This window comes from Streptomyces iconiensis (assembly GCF_028657195.3).
Classification (GTDB): Bacteria; Actinomycetota; Actinomycetes; order Streptomycetales; family Streptomycetaceae; genus Streptomyces; species Streptomyces iconiensis.
Genome location: NZ_JANCPR020000003.1, coordinates 1 through 18,353, shown reverse-complemented (window position 1 = coordinate 18,353; position 18,353 = coordinate 1). Strand labels below are relative to the sequence as shown.

Below are 18,353 nucleotides of genomic sequence, written 5' to 3'. Positions count from 1 at the left end.
ACGCTGCCGCCGCCCCTCCCCGGCGTGCCCTTCACGAGCGGCGCGCGGCCGGGGGCGGCGCGGTGCCGTGAGCCGCGTCTGGGCCGCGTCGGGGTCGCCTCGGGAGGGGCGGCGGGAACCGCACCGGGTGACATTCCGCGCGTCCTCCCTTAGCCAGGCGTATGTCGGGATATGCAGACTTCATGTCCACTCTTCCCGATAAAAGCGTGACCGAGCGACGTTGGCTGATCCTCGGCATCCTGTCCGGCAGTCTGCTGCTGATCGCGATGGACACCACGATCCTCAACGTCGCGTTCCCTTCCCTCGTCTCGGACCTCCAGCCGGACTCCGTGGAACAGCTGTGGATCATCGACGCGTACTCGCTCGCGCTGTCCGGCCTGTTGGTGACGGCCGGTGCGCTGGGCGACAGGAGTGGGCGCAAGCGGCTGCTGCTCGGGGGGTTCGCGCTGTTCGCGCTGGCCTCGCTGGGTGCCGTGCTCGCCACCGAGGCATGGCACGTCATCGCGGCGCGCGCGCTGCTGGGCGTGGGCGGCGCTGCGATCATGCCGGCGACCCTGTCGATCCTGCGGTACGTCTTCACCGACGCGAAGGAACGCGCGTTCGCCTATGCCGTATGGAGCGCCGTCATGGGCGGCGGCCTGGCGCTGGGCCCCGTCGTGGGCGGGCTGCTGGTCGAGGACTTCGGCTGGCACGCCGCCTTCCTGCTCAACATTCCCGTGGCAGCGGCCGTGATCGCGCTCGGCGCGTGGCTGCTGCCCGAGTCGTACTCCCCGCGCACGGGCCGCTGGGACTGGTGGGGTGTGGCGCTGTCCGTCGTCGGCATGGTCGCCCTCGCCGGTGGCATCAAGCAGCTCGGCAAGGCCGGGATCACGGCGCCGCTGCCCTGGGTGATGCTCGCCGTCGGCGCCGTCCTGCTCACCGTCTTCGCACGCAGGCAACTGCGCCTGGAACACCCGATCCTGGAGATGCGGCTCTTCGCCGACCGCGCCTTCGCGCTGTCGACCGTCGTCATCTTCCTGGGCATGGTCGGCCTCGGTGCCATGCTCTTCCTGCTGACGCAGTGGTTCCAGTACGCCGAGGAGTACTCCCCGCTTGAGGCAGGCGTACGGCTGCTGCCCGCGCCGCTCGCGCTCACGGTGACCTCGGTCATCACACCCAAGCTCATGCACGCCATTCCCGTACGCCATGTGATGGGCAGCGGACTGGTGTTGATGGCCATCGGGCTCGGGCTGCCGTGGACCGTCCAGCACGCGGCGGACGGCACACTGGGCTACCCCACCATGGCCGTCGCCCTCGCCCTTCTCGGCTTCGGCTCCGGCATCGCCACGACCGTCGCCTCGGTCACCCTCATGGCCGTCACGCCCCAGCACAACGTGGGTGGCGCAGCCGCCATCGACGAGACCTGCTACGAACTGGGGGCCGCGCTGGGCGTCGCGGCCCTCGGCTCCCTCGCAGCGGCCCTCTACCGCTCGGGGCTCCCGGCCGGCGTTCCCGCCTCCGCACGCGACTCCATCGGCGAAGCAGCGCACGCGGCCAAGGAGTTGGGCGGCAGAGCGGGCGGCGAACTCCTCACCAAGGTCTCCGACGCCTACACCCACGGCATGACCCCCGCCTTCCTCACCGGCGGCGCGCTCGCGCTCGTCGCCGCGGCCATGGCCTGGGCCTGGGTGCCGCCCACCGTCCGCCCCACCGACAACCCGCACTAAGGTCCCTACGGCAGCAACGTGCCACGCCGGCGGGCCCGTTCGTGCGGGCGTGTCAGCTCCAGCGGACGGGCGTGTCAGCTCCAGTAGATCAGCCGGCCCTGCGTGGTGAGGCCCAGGAAGAAGGCGATCACGACTCTGTGTCCTTCGCAGGGTTCGACCGCGTGCATGTTGGCCGGATTGAAGAGCAGTGCGGCGCCGGGGGCCGGACGGGCGCGCAGGTGCTGGCAGTTGTCCACCACGGTGGGCAGATAGCCGACGGCTTCCCTGTGCGCCTCGTCGGCCGGGTGCCAGCGGCGGCGCCACACCGTGGTGTGCCCGCCGCTCTCGGGTGCGCGGACCCACGCGTTGAAGGCGAGTTGCGCGGTGACCTGCTGGTCGAAGATGCCGTCCGGGTACTCGCGTACCAGCTCGTCGAGATGGATCAGCGCACCGTTCGTGATCCCCCGTACGGTGCCGCCGAACACCGGGCGTCCGCCGATGGTCGCGGGTTCCGGGCGGGTGCCCCATGCCGCGGCGAGACGCTCCAGCGCCTCGGTGACGGGGTCGGTACGGAGCGCCGCCTGGTCCCGCACGCCGCGTGCGCGGTCGGCCGCGCTCCAGTAGGAGCGCTCGTCCAGGCCGCCGCAGCCCGTTCTGTAGTCGTTGAGCAGCGGCCCGAACCTGAAGGCGCGCAGCGGTACGCGCGCGGGGTCGTTCCGGTCCGGCGGGAGCGCGTGCACGGCGTCGAGCGCGCGCTCGCACGCGTCGCGGCCGAAGAACCCCGAGGCCCGTACGGCACCCGCCGTACCCGCTGCGAGCGTGGCGACGTGGCGCTCCGTGAACGCGTCGGTCTCCTCCAGCGCGAACAGCGGATCGGGGTCCGACGAGACCGAGGGGACAGATGAGATGTCGGCCATCACCGTTCTCCTCCACCGCCCCCGCAGCGCTTCTCCAGGCCCCGTGTCCGCTCCCGGCCCCCGGGCCCGTGCCGGTCCCCCGCTGAAGCTCCCGTTCCACAGTGGCACAGGGCGTCCACGCGCGCAGTGCGAGCGGGCAGCGGCCCCACGACGCGGGACACAGGCACCGCCCGGCCCATGTACGTGTCCGGAACAGGCCCTAGGATGAACGTGCTGTTCGTGTTGTCGGGCAGCTGTTGAAATTTCGAACAGGGTGGGGTGGACATGGGGCGTCTCGTGCCCGCGGTGGTCCGGGCATTCGACATATTGGAGCTGTTTCTCGACGGGGGCGGCGCGCTGTCGGCACCCGATATCGTGCGGCGCCTGGAGCTGCCGCGCACGACGGTGCACGAGCTGGTGAACACGCTGGTGGCACGGGCGTATCTCGTACCCGTCTCCGACCAGCCGGGGCACTACCGGCTCGGGGTGCGCGCCTATCAGCTGGGCAGCAGGTACGCGGAGCAGCTGGACCTCGCGGCCGAGGGGCAGCAGGTGGCGCGGTCCGTGGCGGAAACGTGCGACGAGACCGTACACGTGGCGATCCTGGAGGACACGGACGTCATCTACGTCGCCAAGGTCGACTCCACACACGCGGTGCGCATGGTCTCGGCAGCGGGCCGGCGGCTGCCGGCGCACTGCACAGCCGTGGGCAAGATGCTGCTCGCCTCGCTTCCCGACGAGGAGCTGACCGAGCGGATTCCGGACGGCACGAAGCTGGTCGCGATGACGCCCAACAGCCTCACGGACCCCGCCACGCTACGCTCGGCGCTCGCCGGCATCAGAGAGAGGGGCCTGGCCGTGGAGGAGAGCGAGTCGAACCCGGACGTGAGCTGTGTGGCGGCACCGGTCCGGGACCGTTCGGGGCGCGTGGTCGCCGCGCTGTCCATCGCCGTTCCCATGATCCGCTGGAGCGAGGAGCGCCGCACCGGACTGGAACCGCTGGTCGAACGCGGCGCGGCCCGGCTCTCCGAGCGGCTCGGCCACCGGGGGGTGTCATGAGCGCGCACGGCAGGAACGGGATCGAGGTCGCGGTCCGTGAACACGCCGCGCTCGGTGAGGGGCCGACATGGGACCCGGCAGCCGGGCGGCTGCTGTGGGTGGACATCCTCGGCGCACGCGTGCACACGTACGATCCCGCGACAGGCCACCGCACCGTCATGGCGACGGAGCAGCACGTGGGTGCGGCGAAGCCGCGCGTGGGCGGCGGCCTGGTGGTCAACCTCCGCGACGGCGTGGGCAGTTACGACCCCGACGGCACCTTCGGCTGGCTGCTGCGCGACCCGGTGCCAGGACGCCGCGGCAACGACGCGGCCGTGGCGCCCGACGGTTCGCTGTGGGCGGGCACGATGTACTACGACGAGACGCCGGGCGGCGCGGCGCTGACGCGCGTGGCACCCGACGGCACGGCGCACACCGTCCTCGGGCAGGTCACCGTCAGCAACGGCACCGGCTGGAGCCCGGACGGGTCGCGCGCGTACTACGTCGACACCCCGACGCGCCGTATCGACGTGCTCGACCTGGGCGAGGACGGACTGCCGGTGGACCGGCGCCCGTTGGCCACCGTGGAGGAGGGCGCGGGCTTCCCCGACGGCCTCACCGTCGACGCGGACGGCTGCGTATGGGTCGCCCTGTGGGACGGCGCGGCCCTCCGCCGCTACACCCCTGCCGGGGTGCTCGACCGCGTACTCCCGCTCCCCGTCGCCCGCCCCACCGCGTGCGCCTTCGGCGGCACCCACCTCCGCGACCTCTACATCACCTCGGCCCGCACCGGCCAGGCAGCCCCGCACCCCTTGTCCGGCTCCCTACTGGTGCTACCCGACGCGGGAACGGGCCTCCCCCAACCGGCCTTCGCGGGCTGAACGATTCGTCATGCGTACCCCGCGTGGGGGCTGCGCTTGCCAGCCCTGCGCCTCCGGCGCAGACCTCCCAACCGCTGCAATGCAGGGGGGCGGACAAGGGCGCCCCGAAGGGGCGCGGGGAACTGCGCGACCAGCCACGACGCGCGGACAGCCCGCAACGCACAGGAAGAGGCACCCCCTGGCCGGCAGACGAGGCGGGCAGCCCGCAACGCACAGCAAGGGACACCCCCTGCCCGGCAGACAGACAGGGGGCGCCCCCGCATAGGCGCGAACGGCATAGGCGCGAACGGCATAGGCGCGAGCCGCAAAGGCGTTAGCGCCCAGCCTTCCGCTTGTTCCACACGTCGAAGCCGACGGCAGCCAACAGCACAAGCCCCTTGATGACCTGCTGGTAGTCCGTGCCGATGCCGACGAGTGACATGCCGTTGTTGAGGACGCCGAGGACGAGCCCGCCGATGACCGCGCCCATGACCGTTCCGACGCCGCCACTCATGGACGCGCCGCCGATGAACGACGCGGCGATGGCCTCCAGTTCGAAGTTGAGCCCGGCCTGCGGAGTACCCGCGTTGAGCCGCGCAGCGTACACGCAGCCGGCCAGCGCGGCGAGCACACCCATGTTGACGAAGACGAGGAAGGTGACGCGCTTGTCCTTGACCCCGGACAGCTTCGCCGCCGCCTTGTTGCCGCCAAGAGCGTAAACGTGCCGACCGAAGACGGCGTTGCGCATGACGTAGCCGAGTCCGATGAGCAGCACGCACATCACCAGCATCACGATGGGCACGCCGTGGAAGCTGGCGAGGGTCAGCGTGAAGGCGGCGACGGCCGCGGTGATGGCCACGCACTTGGTGACCCACAGCCCGGTGGGCAGCACGTCGAGCGAGAAGGACAACTGGCGCTTGCGGTCGCGGTATTCACGCACCAGCAGGATGACGAGCGCGACCAGACCGATCACCAGGGTGGGGTTGTGGTACTGGGTGTAGGGGCCCATCTCGGGAATGAAGCCCTTGGCGAGGTCCTGAAAGCCGCTGGGGAACGGGGAGAGCGACTGCCCCTCCAGCACGATCTGCGTGAGGCCGCGGAAGAGCAGCATCCCGGCGAGCGTGACGATGAACGACGGGATGCCGACGTAGGCGATGAAGAAGCCCTGCCAGGCCCCGGCGACGGCCCCGATGAGCAGCGCGCACACGAGCGCGAGCACCCATGGCATGTCGTGCTTGACCATCATCACGGCGGACATGGCGCCGACGAAGGCGACGAGGGAGCCGACCGACAGGTCGATGTGCCCGGCGATGATGACGATCATCATGCCCATGGCGAGGATAAGGATGTAGCCGTTCTGCTGGATCAGGTTGGAGACGTTGTTCGGCAGCAGCAGCGTGCCGTCGGTCCATATCTGGAAGAGCACGACGATGGAGAGCAGCGCGATCAGCATGCCGTACTGCCGCATGTTGGCGCGCATTCCGCTGACGAGCAGGGCCCAGGCGCTGCGGGCCGCTTCGGGCAGCGGGCCTCCTTGGCCCGGGGAGCCCGGGGAGTCCTGTGGGGCGGGGGGTGTGGGTGAGGTGGAGGTGGTCATGGCGGGGCCTCAGCTTCTGGTCATGGTCATCTGGCGCATCAGGACTTCCTGGGTGGCGTCGGCACGCGCGACCTCACCGGTGAGCCGGGACTCGGCCATGGTGTAGATGCGGTCGCACATGCCGAGCAGCTCCGGCAGTTCGGAGGAGATGAAGAGCACGGCTTTGCCCTGCGCGGCGAGCTGGTCGATGACGGTGTAGATCTCGAACTTCGCACCGACGTCGATGCCGCGGGTCGGCTCGTCCAGGATCAGCACGTCGGGATCGGCGTGTATCCACTTGCTCAGCACGACCTTCTGCTGGTTGCCGCCGGAGAGCCGGACGACCTGTTCCTCGACGGACGGCGCCTTGATGTTCATGGAGGTTCGGTACTTCTCGGCGACGGACCGCTCGTGGTGTTCGTCCACGACGCCGCGCCGGGTCATGCCGGACAGGGAGGCGAGGGAGACGTTGCGGTTGATGGTGTCGATGAGGTTGAGGCCGTACTGCTTGCGGTCCTCCGTGACATAGGCGAGGCCCGCGCTGATCGCGTCGGGGACCGTCTTGAGCGGCGCCTCGCGCCCGTTCACGCGCGCTGTTCCCGCCTCGTAGCGGCCGTAGGAGCGGCCGAACAGTGACATGGCCAGTTCGGTGCGGCCCGCGCCCATGAGGCCCGCGATGCCGACGATCTCGCCGCGCCGTACGGTGAGCGACACGTCGTCGACGACCTTGCGCTGGTGGTCGACGGGGTGCCGTACGGTCCAGCCGTTCACTTCGAGCGCGGTCTCGTGCGCGCCCTCGTAGGTGGTGCGCTCGGGGAAGCGGTGTTCCAGGTCGCGGCCGACCATCGCCTTGATGATCCGCTCCTCGGACAACTCGGGCTCAGCTTCCGCACTGTGACGAACCGTCAGGGTCTCGACGCTGCGCCCGTCACGCAGGACGGTCACCGTGTCGGCCACCCGCCGGATCTCGCCGAGCTTGTGCGAGATGACGATGCAGGCGACCCCCTGGTCGCGCAGCTCCATGATCAGGCCGAGGAGCTGGGCGCTGTCCTCGTCGTTGAGCGCCGCGGTCGGCTCGTCCAGGATGAGCAGCTTCACCTCCTTGGAGAGCGCCTTGGCGATCTCCACAAGCTGCTGCTTGCCCACGCCGATGTCGGCGACGGGTGTCTGCGGCTTCTCGCGCAGCCCCACTCTCTCCAGCAGTTCGCCCGCGCTGCGCAGGGTGGCGTTCCAGTCGACGCGGTAGCGCCCGCTGGTGCGCTCGTTGCCGAGGAAGATGTTCTCCGCGATCGACAGGAACGGCACGAGCGCGAGTTCCTGGTGGATGATCACGATGCCGGCGCGCTCGCTGGCCCTGATGTCGCGGAAGGTGACGGGCTCGCCCTCGAACAGGATCTCGCCCTCGTAGCTGCCGTGCGGGTGCACCCCGCTGAGCACCTTCATCAGCGTTGACTTGCCCGCGCCGTTCTCCCCGCAGACGGCGTGGATCTCGCCGGGCCGCACCGTCAGATCCACCTCGGACAGCGCCGTGACGCCGGGGAACGACTTGGTGATGCCGCGCATGTCGAGTACGGGCCGCTCCGGCGCCGCTGCCGCGCTCACTTGAGCTGCCCCTTCTTGAAGTAGCCCTCGTCGACGAGGAGTTGGGTGTTCTTCTTGTCGATGGATACGGGCTTGAGAAGGAAGGAGGGCACGGTCTTCTCGCCGTTGTCGTAGTCGGTCGTGTTGTTGACCTTCGGCTTCTTGCCCGTCAGTACGGCGTCGCCCATCGCCACGGCCTGCCGGGCGAGCTTGCGGGTGTCCTTGAAGACGGTCTGCGTCTGATCGCCCGCGACGATCGACTTGACCGAGGCCAGCTCGGCGTCCTGGCCCGTGACCAGCGGCAGCGGCTGGCGCTTGGTGCCGTAACCGGCGCTCTTGAGCGCGGAGATGATGCCGATCGATATCCCGTCGTACGGGGAGAGCACGGCATCGACCTCGGCGCTGCCGTAGTGCTTGCTGATGAGGTCGTCCATGCGCTTCTGCGCCGTACCGCCGTCCCAGCGCAGGGTGGTGGCCTGGTTCATCTTCGTCTGCTTGCTGCGCACGACGAGCTGACCGGATTCGAGGAACGGCTTGAGGGTCTTCATCGCGCCGTTCCAGAAGAACTTGGTGTTGTTGTCGTCGGGCGAGCCCGCGAACAGCTCGATGTTGAAGTGCTCGTTCGCGTCGTCGTCGGGGCGCTTCAGCTTCAGCCGGTCCAGGAGGTACTGGGCCTGGAGTTCGCCGACGCGTTCGTTGTCGAACGAGGCGTAGTAGTCGACGTTCTTGGTGCCGAGGATGAGCCGGTCGTAGGAGATGACGGGCACGCCCGCGTCGTGCGCCTTCTCCAGGACGTCCGTGAGGGCCGCTCCGTCGATGGCGGCGATCACCAGGAGCCGGTGGCCCTGGGTGATCATGTTCTCGACCTGCGCGACCTGGTTCTCGACCTTGTCGTCGCCGTACTGGAGGTCGGTCTTGTAGCCGGCCTCCCTGAACTGCTTGGCCATGTTCTTGCCGTCGGCTATCCACCGCTCGGAGGACTTGGTGGGCATCGCGAGGCCGATGGTGCCGCCCTTGCCCTTCTCGGGCTGGTAGCGGCTGCCGCCACGGGCCTCCTGGCCGCAGGCGGTCAGCAGAAGGGCGCACGTGGTCACGGCGGCTGCCGCCATGGCGGCACGGCGCGTGGCCGTGGCGCGGCGTGTGGGAGAGGGCATGTCAGTCAGTTCCCTTCAGGGGGAAGCGGGTGAGGGGTCCTGGCAGCCGGGCACCGAGCGGCGACATGGCCCCGTCGGCTCCGTGCCGTGCCAGCAGGTCCAGCACCAAGCGGCCTCTGCGGACACGTTCACGTGCCGTGGCCAGCACGGTGTCGCGCAGATGGTGCCCGGACGGGTAGAGGGCGGGTGACCTCGCCAGGCCGAACTTCAGGTAGAGCGGGGCCCCACGCCGGATCAGCTCGGCGGTCTCGTACATCCGCACATAGCCGCCGAGGTCGTCGGGCGCCTCGACATACATGTCCATCGGGGCCGCACTGACCCTGCGGATCTCCGTGAGGTGCGCGAGCGTCAGATCACTGGGCACATTCACCGAGTCGGCGCCCAGGCGCTCGTAGACGGCGTAGGAGGCAGGGTTGACGGGCCCGGTCAGCGCGGAGACCTTCAGCGTCGTGCCCGCGGGGATGATGCCGGCGGCGCGCGCCCTGTGCAGGGTCCACAGAACGCCCTCGTCTGCCACGAGCAGGCAGCTGACGCCCGACTCCGTGGCGCGCAGCGCGTCCTCGACACAGCCGGCCACCGCGTCGTGGCCCCGTGCGCGCAGTCCGGCGCCGCCCGAGTCCGTACGCGTGGAGGCACCGATGTCCCAGGTGCCGCGCGGGCCGGTGAACAGGCACAGCTCGACGCCGCTCTCCCTGGTCGCCGCGACCATCTCGCCGAGTTCGGCGTCGGTGAGCATCCAGACGCCGCTGCCCTGGCTGATCCGGTGCAGCGGCACATCCAGCCGTGCCGCCTCGGCCAGCACGACGGACAGCGCCTCGGGCCCCTCGACGGACGGCACTTCGGTACGCCAGCGGCCCCCGTCCGGGAACGCGTGCGCCGAGGCGTCGGCGGGAGAGGGCTCGGGCGTGCCGAGCCCCAGCGCGGCGAGCGCGGGTTCGCCGGGGCGGCGGGGCGTGGTGGTGGGTGCGGGCATGGGACTCCTCGCGGTCGGACGCGCCAGCGATGGCGGTGGTACTGGACGCAGCGGTGGCTACGTGCCGGTGGTCGCGTGCGGTGGTGCGTACGTGGGTGCGCTTACGTGCATGCGCCAACGTGCGTGCGCTTCGGTACGGGTGCTGCGGTACGGGTGCTGCGGTAGGGGGTGCTGCGTGTGCGCTTCGGTACGGGTGCCGGCTTGCGTGCCGGGGGTCGGCTCGACCGTGCCGGCGGTCGGTCGCCGTGGGCCTACGGCCGGAGCAGTACCTTGCCGACGCCGGGGGCGCCGACCAGTTCCATGGCCCGGGGGAATTCGCTGAGTCGCAGTTCGTGGGTGACCAGGGGCAAGGGGTCCAGGAGCCCGGCGGAGAAGGCACGTACGGCGTGGGCCCAGGCGGCGGGAGCCGCGCCGAAGACCGTGCGCACCTCCGTCTGCCGCATGACGAGCGTGGCCGGGTCGAGCCCGTGCGCGCCGGGCGCGGGCAGCCCCGTGAGGACGAGCCTCCCGCCCCTGCGCAGCAGCGAGGCCGAGGTACGTGCCGCCGTTGCCGAACCCCCGGCCTCGATCACCAGGTCGAAGTCGCCGTAGGGCACGCGGGCGCCGCTCCCCGGCGTGCCCTCGCCGCCCATACCGCCCGCGCCGCCCGCGCTGTCCGTGCCGCCCTGCGTCTCGGACTCGGTGCGGTAATGGGTGGCGCCGAACTTGTGGGCGCGATCGGCGAGTTCGCTGTGCGGGCCGACGGAGAGCAGTTCGGCGGGCGAGGCGGCGGACAGCAGCCGCAGCGCGAGCATCGCGAGAGTGCCGGCGCCGACGACGGCCGCACGGTCACCCGGGCGCGGTTCCGCCTTGAGCACGGCGGCGGCCACGCACGCGGCGGGCTCCAGCAGCGCGGCTGCGGTGAGGTCCACCCCGTCGGGCAGTACGTGCAGCAGCCGTGCGGGGAGGGTGAGGGTGGGGGCCATGGCACCCGGTGCGGTGAACCCCGTCTCGTCGTATCCCGCGGTGCACAGCGTGGTGTCCCCCGCGTGGCAGCGGGCGCACACCTGGCAGTTGCGGAAGCCCTCACCGACCGTTCCGCGCCCGACGAGCGCGCCGGGCACCCCCTCGCCGACCGCCTCGACGGTCCCGGACCACTCATGTCCCGGGGTGAGGGGGTAACGGACGTAGCCGGGCGCCCTGTTGCCCTCGTACACCTCGCGGTCGCTGCCGCAGACGCCTGCCGCGTGCACCCTGACCAGTGCCTCGCCGTGGCCCGGCGGGCGCGGGGTGTGCGGCGCCAGCCGGAAGGCACCCGGCCCGTCGAGTACGACCGCGCTGGTCACGCCGCCCCTCCCCCGGGCCTGCGGGTCTCCCAGCCCTCTGCCCACAGGTCGAAGTGCGCACCGGTCTGCGGGAACTCGGCCGCGGCTTCGGTGTCCAGCTCGACACCGAGCCCTGGCGCCTCGGAGATCTCGAAGCAGCCCGTGGCCGGGTCGACGCGTGGCGCGTTCTTGACCACCTTCTGGATCTCCGCGTCGGCGAAATCGTTGAAGTGCTCCAGCACCTTGAAGTTCGGTGTGGTGAAGCCCAGTTGCAGCGAGGCGGCGGTGAGCACCGAGCCGCCGACGTTGTGCGGGGCCACGAGCACGTGGTGGGTCTCGGCTGTCGCCGCGAGCTTGCGTGCCTCCAGGATCCCGCCGATGTGCCCCACGTCGGGCTGGATGATGTCGGCGGCCTGGCTCTCGAACAGCTCACGGAACTCGGCCCTGTCGTGGATGCGCTCACCCGTGGCGACGGGCAGGTCCACCTTCTCCGCGACCTTCGCCAGCGCCTTGCTGTTCTCCGGCGGTACGGGCTCCTCCAGCCAGGCGGGCCGGTAGGGCGCCATCTCGCGGGCCAGCCGTACGGCGGTGGCGGGCGCGAACCTGCCGTGCATCTCCAGCATCAGCTCGGCCTCGGGCCCGATCGCGTCGCGTACGGCCTCGATGAGGGAGACGGCGTAGAGCGTGTCGCGGTGCGAGAGTTCGAGGTGTCCCGTGCCGAAGGGGTCGATCTTCAGGGCGCGGTAGCCGCGCGCGACGACGTCCTTGGCTGCCTGGTGGTAGGACTCCGGAGTGCGCTCGGTGGTGTACCAGCCGTTCGCGTAGGCCGGAATCCTGTCGGTGACCCTGCCCCCCAGGAGCTGCCACACGGGGACGCCGAGCGCCTTGCCCTTGATGTCCCAGCAGGCCATCTCCACACAGGCGATGCCGGACATCACGATCTCTCCCGCGCGCCCGAAGTCCCCGTACTTCATGCGGCGTACGAGGTCCTCGATCGCGAAGGGGTCGGAACCGGTGATGTGGTTGTCCGCCGCCTCCCGTAGATATCCGAGGAGCGCCTCGGTGTGGCCGAGCATCCGGGTCTCCCCCACACCCGTGAGCCCTTCGTCGGTGTGGACCTGGACGTAGGTGAGGTTCCTCCATGGGGTTCCGACCACATGAGTACTGATTCGGGTGATGCGCACGACGCCGACTCCCTGCGTGTTCGAGATTTCGACACACGTTCGAAATGGTGTCGTGACAGTAGGGACGCGGGTGACCGGGTGTCAATGGGCAGGACACGTACGGGAGTCGCGCGCGTCGCCCAGCGCCTCCCTCCTCAGCAAAGCCCTCGCTCTCCCGCACACCCTCGGCGCAGCACCTCAGCCCGCACCCTCAGCCCGCACCCTCGGCGCGGCACCTCAGCTCCCGCACTCAGCGCAGCCCCAGGGCCGGCAGCCAGTCGCGGGCCGCGTCCGCTTCAGCCGTGAGCAGCGCGCTCCAGGCACCGGAGGCGCCGGTGAGGAGCGAGGTGCGCTCTCCCGCCAGGGCTTCGAGGTCGGTGAGGCGTGTGCGCAGGTACGCGAGGAGGCGGGAGCGCAGCACCGTGGCAGCCGGCAGGCCCGCGTGGCGGTGGAAGGCGTCGGCGACGGCCAGCACACCGGAGGCGCCGTGGCACAGCGCGAGGCGGTCGCCAAGGTGGGTGCCCAGGAGATGGAAATCCGTGTCGTACCGCTCGGCCAGAGAGGTGAACGCCTCTGCTGCGAACGTGGCGCCCGCCCGGTCGCCGACCGCGTCGGCCGCGTCCCACAGCGCCCAGCTGACACCCGGCGTCCCGTAGCACCACGCCTGGCGTGCCCGTGCGCCCGGTACCGCGAGCCGCCCGTCGGCGCCCGCGCCGTCCCAGGTGACCACTCCGCGTGCGTCGGTGAACGCCTCCTCCACCAGCCAGGCGCCGAGCTTGCGCAGGGCTCCGGCCGCGTCCGCCGGCGCCTGCCCCGGGCGGCGCACGGCGGCGGTGAGCGCGGCGAGTACCCCGGCGACGCCGTGCGCCATACCGGTGTTGACGCAGCCGTCCAGCCAGTCCAGGTGCGGGTGCCCCGCGTACGAGGCACGCAGGCCCGGAAGACCGTCACCCGCACTGAGCCGCACCAACCTCCGTACCAGCGGGGCCAGTTCGCCCGGCTGGGGGCCCTGGCCTGTGCACAGGGCGAGCAGGGTGCCGGAGGGGCCGAGGGCGAGGTCGTAGTCGGGGAAGGTGACACCGGGCGCCTTCGGGTCCGGCGGGCGGGGGCGCGCCTCGGCCACGCGTCGGGTCAGGCGCGCGGCCAGCTGTTCCCCGACGGGGGCCAGCGCCGGGTGGATCCGCGCTGCCATGCGCAGCCCGACGAGGGTCCCGGCGAGCCCGCTGTCGTAGAGCCCCGGATGACCGCGGCCCCGCCCGGCGGAACGGGCCCACACGGTGGCGGCGCGCTCGACCGTCTCCTGTGCCCGCCGGTCCCGGGAGACGGAGGTCACCACGGCGCACAGGACGGGTACACCCGGGTCGCCGGGGTCGGCGCCGCGGGTGCCCGTGGCCGCCGCGCCATACTGTCCGTCGGGATCGTCATCGGCCCAGGAAGCGAGCAACCGCACGGCGTGCTCCGTGAGTTGGGTGCTTCCGTCTTCCGTCAGGCTGTGGGGGTGTCCGTGTCCTGGCCGCATCCGTCCTCCGGTGGTCGGTCACGCTGCTGTGGCCGGTCAGGCGCTGTGGCCGGTCAGCGCTGTGGCTGTCCCGCAGGGGCGCCGCGCAGTGCCGGCTCGCACAGTGGTCGTCAGGCTGGACCGGTCGCGCTGCGGTCATCACGCTGTCGCGCTGTGCCCGTTCACGCTGTGCCTGTTCACGAAGAGCCGCCCGGGCGGGGCCGGGCGGCTCGGTTCTGCGTGGGCCAAGCGGTCAGCTGCAGATCGTCGACTGGCAGACGATGACCGTGCACAGCGTGCTGTCCGAGAAGCCCTCCTCCTGCTCGCTCTCGGTGACCCGGGTGTCGAGGTCGGCGATCAGGGTGTCGAGTTCGGTCTTCATCGCGTCGGACATGATGTTTCCCTTCGTTGTTTTCTCTAATGGGTGGGATCCACCCCGGTGGCACGCGCGGCAGCCGCGTGTGCCCCGGGGAGGTCGGTTGTGCCGCCGAGTGCGGCGGCTGCGCGCGCTGCGAGTTCGCCGGTGGCGCGGTCGTGCGGCATGCGCAGCAGCACCTGCGCGGCGAGGCCGGCGCCCGTGCCCGGTTCAGTACCCGTCGGGGCGCTGCCGCCTTTACCGGCCTGCCCGTCGCGCCCCTCGGCCCCCGTACGTACGCCGTCCGCCGCGCGCCCGTTCCGGCCGTCGCGCAGGAGCAGTTCGTGTGGTCCAGGCAGCGCCTCTTCCAGGAGCGGACCGGTGTCGGACGTACCGCCGTACAGCCGCTCCAGCAGGTGCACGGCGGGCAGCGATTCGAGGTCGACGGGCACCGGCTTCCCTTCGGGTGTCGCGCGCGCGAAGCAGAAACGGGGCAGCCCGTACGCCCTGCGCAGCGAGGCGAGCGCGATGACCTTCGCCTCCTCCGGTGCTTCCGGCCGCCACATCCGCGCCCGCGGAACGCGCCACTGCGCAGGGCTGACGACCAGGTCCCCGCCGACGGTCACCCGTGGCACACGTGCGGCGCGCGGGAAGGCGGCGGCGAGCCCGTCGAGGCGGAAGACGTACCCGGTGCCCGGGTGCCCGGCCACGCGGAGCAGCCGCTGCACGGTGTCCCAGGGCGGTACGGCGGTACGGGTGGCGTGGACGACGGGCAGCACGCGTACACCGTCCACCTCCGCGATCAGGGAGCCGCCGGAGCGGCGCAGCGTGACGCGGTCCAGCGGCACGTGGCGCACGGCGGGCCCGGCCGCTCCGGCGCCCGTCCGCAGGGCGCCGCGCGGAGCGGAACGCGCGGTCTCGGCGACCACCGTCCGCCCGTAGTACAGCTCCGTGTTGGGGTCACCGGTGCACCAGGATGTGGTGACGGGTCTGCGTACGGCGTTCGCCGCGCGGGCGGCCAGCGGGGGGACGAGCAGTTCGAGGAAGCGGGCGCCCGACTCCCGTTCCACGGCGGCGAGGAAGGCACGGTAGGCGGAGACATTGCCGTACGTGCCGTAGAGGGCGTCAAGCGCTTCGGCGAACCGCGCGTCGACCATCCCGGCGGGCGAGACCGACTCCAGTACGGCAACGGGCTGTTTCCCGGCCCCGTCCTGGCGGCACAGAGGGCGCAGCAGGCAGTCCAACGGCCAGGCGGGGAGGGCGGTTTCGGCGGGTGGTGCGCCCAGCGCGTCCAGCAGGCCGGGGCCGAGGTCGACATGGTCCTCGTCCAGGTGCGCCGCGAGGTGCGCGAGCAGCCGCGCGTAACCGGAGCCCGGCACCCCGGCGGGGCGCCAGCCCGCGTGTCTCACGGGGCCCCCTGCCCGGTCACGCGAGGCCGAGCCGACCGCCTGACCGCGCGACGGGTCATGCGAGGCCGAGCCGTCCGGCCGACCGCGCGAAGGGGAGGCGCCCTCCTCGGACTCCTCCGGCGGGAGCAGCGCGGACACCAGGTCGCCCAGCGGCAGAGGGCTTTCACCGATGAGTGCGGCGCCAGGGAGCTGGTCCCAGCGTGCCCGCGTCCCTGCTGTGCTGGTGCCCGTTGCGGCGTGGGGCTCGCACAGCGCGTGGACGCGGGCCGCGAGGCGCACCCCGCGTGCGACGCGGTCCACCGCGCCGGCGGGGACGGTGGCGGCACAGGTGCGGTAGCTGTCGACGTACCACGCGGCCGGGTCGGCGGAGTCCGGCACCAGCTGCGGGGTGCGCCGCCAGGCACGGACGCGCTCGGGCCCGGTCCACGGGAGGAGCCGCCCGCGCGGGCTCCCGCACACCTGGAGCACGCCGAGCCGCAGCAGATGCCCGAGAAGACCGCGCAGCACGGCGGTCCGCGGGGCCGCTTCCTGGCCGCCGTTCCCCAACGGTGTGCGCGCGGCGAGGAGCCGCTCCGTCTCGGCCAGCGTCCTGGGCCCGTCGGCGAGCACGGTGAGCACGGCGTCGAGCACCTGGGTGCGGCGCAGCGTCAGGTGGCGCAGCGTGGTGGGGGCAGCCGGGTCGACGACGGCGCAGCGCAACTGTGGTGTACCGGCCGCGGCGTCGGCCGTGCGGAAGAGCAGCGGGGTCAGGGCGACCGGGGTCTCAGGCGACAGCTTCGCCGGATCGAGTGCGGCGTGCCCCGCGGCGAGAAGGTGAACGTTCTCGACGGCCTGCGCCGCCAGGTCGCCGACCGTGGCGCCGACGAGCAGCGGCTCCCCCGCCCTCTCGGCCCCGTGCTGCCCGTGGGCGGCCTCCGCGTATCCGTACGGGGCCTCGACGGGCACCGCGCTCAGCTGTCCCGTCCAGCCGCGCGGCGTGGTCTTCATGGCGGATCTGCCGATCGCGCGCCACAGCGCGGCCCCGGCTTTGCGCAGCGGCTTGTCCGTCCAGCTCGCGCCCCGCGCGAGGCGGCGTTCGGTGTCGGGGACGAGGCGCGGCGAGACGGAGTCGACGAAGGAGCGCAGCACGGCGCTGGAGTGCACGAGGTCCAGCGCGAGGAGGCACACGCGGTCGCGTTCGGCGGCGACTTGGCGGGCGAAAGCGTGCTGCGCGGTCCTCAACACGGCTGCTGAAGCGGCCAGTTGGGCGAGATCGGCCGCGAGTTCGGGGTGCAGTGCGCGCAGCCGTCCCGTCGGTGCGAGGCCGGCCGAGCCGGGCGCGGGAACGTCTCCGGCGAACAGCCGGCGCCGCAGCGCGAGTACGGCTCTGCGCTCGGCCGTCGACAGCCGGCCGTCGGGCACGGCCTCCGCTCCCAGCCGGTCACTGAGCGCGGCGGCGAGTTCCCTCTGTTCGCCGCGCAGCCCTGCCAGCTCCGCTGCTCTGGCGAACAGCGCCTGGTTGCCCGCCCCTTCCCACATCCGCACGGGTACACCGGCGAGCCGCACCAGCGCGGTGCCGCCCAGCCATCCCCCGTCCCGCTCCGCCGTCACCTCAGCACCCCCTGTCATCCCAGCTCCCCGTCGTCTCCGCTCCCCCGTCGCCTCAGCGCAGCCGTTTCAGCGCCCCGTCACCTCAGTGCCTCCCGTCGGCCAGCGCGTCGGTGAGGAGCGACTGCCTGGCGTGCGAGAGCCGGGCGCGGTTCCAGTGGAAGACGGTGAAGTACGCGGCTGCCGTGCGCGGCCCCGTGGTCGCGCTCCCGGACTCGAAGTACGCGGTACGCCAGCGCTCCGCCGCCTCGCGCAGCGCCCTGCCCTGCTCCCGTACGTCCTGGACGCAGGTGCTGGGCAGCGCCTCGTACATCTCGGAGGGGCTCAGCCGCCAGTAGGCCGCGATGCCCTGTGCGGCACGCCGCACATCGGGGTCGGTACGCGTGCCGAGGCCGCGCCCCGCCTCGCTGCGCAGCGTCTCCCACACGCCCCTGTGCTCCCAGCCGACGATGCCGAGCCCGGCGTGGACCTCGCGCAGCAGCAGGAGGGAGAGCCGCCAGTCGGCGGGCGCCTCCGCACCGCGCGCGGGACGCGTGTGCTGGTCGAGCCAGGCGAACGAGTCGACCGTGAACAACTCGTGTACGTGCTCCATGGAGTCCGAGCCACCGAAGAGATAGGTCTCGGGTTCATAGGGAACCCGCACCGGTGGCCCGTACATCAACCGCCCGGGAAGGCTTGCGCACAGCTGCTCGGCGGCGCCGCACCGCGTCTGCAGGCGCACGCGCAGACCCGGTTCCTTGTGCATGAAGAAAAACCCGTCGACGCGCCCCGTCCGACGGGCCCTGCCGACCGTCGCGGAAAGGTGCGCATACAACTCGGGCAGCGCTCCACGGCGTGCCGGAACATTATGCTGCGTCCACGAACTCCCCGCTCTGCTACGGGTGTTGAGCGCGGCGAGCCCGGCCGTGAGAAACGTCTCCCGGATCTCCCGATACGCCGGGTCCTCGGCATCAGCCGCTTCCGCAGCCGCCACAGCGTCCGCCGATCCCGTGACACCGGGGAAGACGGCGGGATGCGCTGCACCTTCACCACTTTCCGCGCGTACATCCTTGCAGCAGTCGGCCAGCAAACGCTCGACGTTCAGCAATTCCTGACTCCCCCTCCGGAAAAGGCAGAATCGGCACGGGCCCCATTCCCTCTTGTAAAAGGGAATTCCCGCTCTCCGGCCTCCGGAAAGGCTCACCAGTATTTGTCATACGATAAACAGAGGTGCGCCGGGTGTCCTCCTTGATCCGGCCGTCCTCCATGGCGAACTCGTCGATGGTGCTGGTGCC

General features: G+C 71.6%; 14 protein-coding genes and 1 pseudogene. 3 read left to right on the top strand and 12 right to left on the bottom strand.

All coding sequences use genetic code 11. The annotated features are described in order from the left end of the window. Positions 1 to 206 precede the first annotated feature (206 nt). Positions 207 to 1,706: an MFS transporter gene (locus NMN56_RS03115; protein ID WP_274042170.1), complete on the top strand. Its 1,500-nt coding sequence runs from the start codon at positions 207 to 209 to the stop codon at positions 1,704 to 1,706. Between the two features lie 74 nt (positions 1,707 to 1,780). Here the strand turns inward: NMN56_RS03115 and NMN56_RS03110 are convergent, their stop codons facing one another. Beyond that, positions 1,781 to 2,602, bottom strand: coding sequence for a 2OG-Fe(II)-dependent halogenase WelO5 family protein (locus tag NMN56_RS03110; protein ID WP_274042169.1), 822 nt, complete (start codon positions 2,600 to 2,602; stop codon positions 1,781 to 1,783). A 264-nt stretch (positions 2,603 to 2,866) separates the two neighbouring features. Between NMN56_RS03110 and NMN56_RS03105 the strand changes: the two genes are divergently transcribed. Next, positions 2,867 to 3,640, top strand: a complete 774-nt coding sequence (locus tag NMN56_RS03105; protein ID WP_274042168.1) for an IclR family transcriptional regulator — start codon at positions 2,867 to 2,869, stop codon at positions 3,638 to 3,640. Next, entirely contained in the window at positions 3,637 to 4,500 is an 864-nt protein-coding gene (locus NMN56_RS03100; RefSeq protein ID WP_274042167.1) for an SMP-30/gluconolactonase/LRE family protein, read from the top strand. Before NMN56_RS03105 ends, NMN56_RS03100 begins: the two co-directional genes overlap by 4 nt. Positions 4,501 to 4,813: 313 nt before the next feature. Here the strand turns inward: NMN56_RS03100 and mmsB are convergent, their stop codons facing one another. The 11 genes and pseudogenes from mmsB to NMN56_RS03045 form a co-directional block, all read right to left on the bottom strand. Next, positions 4,814 to 6,076: a multiple monosaccharide ABC transporter permease gene (gene mmsB, locus NMN56_RS03095; protein ID WP_274042166.1), complete on the bottom strand. Its 1,263-nt coding sequence runs from the start codon at positions 6,074 to 6,076 to the stop codon at positions 4,814 to 4,816. A 9-nt stretch (positions 6,077 to 6,085) separates the two neighbouring features. After that, a complete protein-coding gene (gene mmsA, locus NMN56_RS03090; protein WP_430542453.1) occupies positions 6,086 to 7,657 on the bottom strand; it encodes a multiple monosaccharide ABC transporter ATP-binding protein in 1,572 nt (523 codons plus the stop codon). Then, positions 7,654 to 8,790: a multiple monosaccharide ABC transporter substrate-binding protein gene (gene chvE, locus NMN56_RS03085; RefSeq protein ID WP_430542452.1), complete on the bottom strand. Its 1,137-nt coding sequence runs from the start codon at positions 8,788 to 8,790 to the stop codon at positions 7,654 to 7,656. The genes mmsA and chvE overlap by 4 nt, the downstream gene beginning before the upstream one ends. A 1-nt stretch (position 8,791) precedes the next feature. Next, positions 8,792 to 9,763 (bottom strand): hypothetical protein, encoded by a 972-nt coding sequence (locus NMN56_RS03080; RefSeq protein WP_274042165.1) that lies wholly within the window; start codon positions 9,761 to 9,763, stop codon positions 8,792 to 8,794. Between the two features lie 251 nt (positions 9,764 to 10,014). Next, a complete protein-coding gene (locus NMN56_RS03075; RefSeq protein ID WP_274042164.1) occupies positions 10,015 to 11,088 on the bottom strand; it encodes a zinc-dependent alcohol dehydrogenase in 1,074 nt (357 codons plus the stop codon). Next, the gene (locus tag NMN56_RS03070) at positions 11,085 to 12,251 is read right to left on the bottom strand and encodes a mandelate racemase/muconate lactonizing enzyme family protein (protein WP_274042163.1); all 1,167 of its coding nucleotides are present in this window, start codon (positions 12,249 to 12,251) and stop codon (positions 11,085 to 11,087) included. Before NMN56_RS03070 ends, NMN56_RS03075 begins: the two co-directional genes overlap by 4 nt. Before the next feature lie 229 nt (positions 12,252 to 12,480). Further along, positions 12,481 to 13,680, bottom strand: coding sequence for a lanthionine synthetase LanC family protein (locus NMN56_RS03065; RefSeq protein ID WP_274042162.1), 1,200 nt, complete (start codon positions 13,678 to 13,680; stop codon positions 12,481 to 12,483). A gap of 301 nt (positions 13,681 to 13,981) precedes the next feature. Next, complete coding sequence (locus NMN56_RS03060; RefSeq protein ID WP_274042161.1) at positions 13,982 to 14,122, bottom strand: hypothetical protein; 141 nt, start codon at positions 14,120 to 14,122, stop codon at positions 13,982 to 13,984. Between the two features lie 23 nt (positions 14,123 to 14,145). Beyond that, positions 14,146 to 17,100 (bottom strand): lantibiotic dehydratase, encoded by a 2,955-nt coding sequence (locus NMN56_RS03055; RefSeq protein ID WP_274042160.1) that lies wholly within the window; start codon positions 17,098 to 17,100, stop codon positions 14,146 to 14,148. Positions 17,101 to 17,164: 64 nt separating this feature from the next. Beyond that, the gene (locus tag NMN56_RS03050) at positions 17,165 to 18,052 is read right to left on the bottom strand and encodes a thiopeptide-type bacteriocin biosynthesis protein (RefSeq protein ID WP_280842730.1); all 888 of its coding nucleotides are present in this window, start codon (positions 18,050 to 18,052) and stop codon (positions 17,165 to 17,167) included. 52 nt (positions 18,053 to 18,104) lie between these two features. Then, positions 18,105 to 18,353 (bottom strand): annotated as a pseudogene (locus NMN56_RS03045) (hypothetical protein); the annotation flags it as partial.

What these genes read in the sequence shown, in the direction of transcription:
- NMN56_RS03055 (WP_274042160.1), bottom strand. Translation starts at nt 17,100, where the DNA reads ATGACAGGGGGTGCTGAGGTGACGGCGGAGCGGGACGGGGGATGGCTG.
- chvE (WP_430542452.1), bottom strand. Translation starts at nt 8,790, where the DNA reads ATGCCCTCTCCCACACGCCGCGCCACGGCCACGCGCCGTGCCGCCATG.
- NMN56_RS03105 (WP_274042168.1), top strand. Translation starts at nt 2,867, where the DNA reads ATGGGGCGTCTCGTGCCCGCGGTGGTCCGGGCATTCGACATATTGGAG.
- NMN56_RS03110 (WP_274042169.1), bottom strand. Translation starts at nt 2,602, where the DNA reads ATGGCCGACATCTCATCTGTCCCCTCGGTCTCGTCGGACCCCGATCCG.
- NMN56_RS03100 (WP_274042167.1), top strand. Translation starts at nt 3,637, where the DNA reads ATGAGCGCGCACGGCAGGAACGGGATCGAGGTCGCGGTCCGTGAACAC.
- NMN56_RS03060 (WP_274042161.1), bottom strand. Translation starts at nt 14,122, where the DNA reads ATGTCCGACGCGATGAAGACCGAACTCGACACCCTGATCGCCGACCTC.
- mmsB (WP_274042166.1), bottom strand. Translation starts at nt 6,076, where the DNA reads ATGACCACCTCCACCTCACCCACACCCCCCGCCCCACAGGACTCCCCG.
- NMN56_RS03080 (WP_274042165.1), bottom strand. Translation starts at nt 9,763, where the DNA reads ATGCCCGCACCCACCACCACGCCCCGCCGCCCCGGCGAACCCGCGCTC.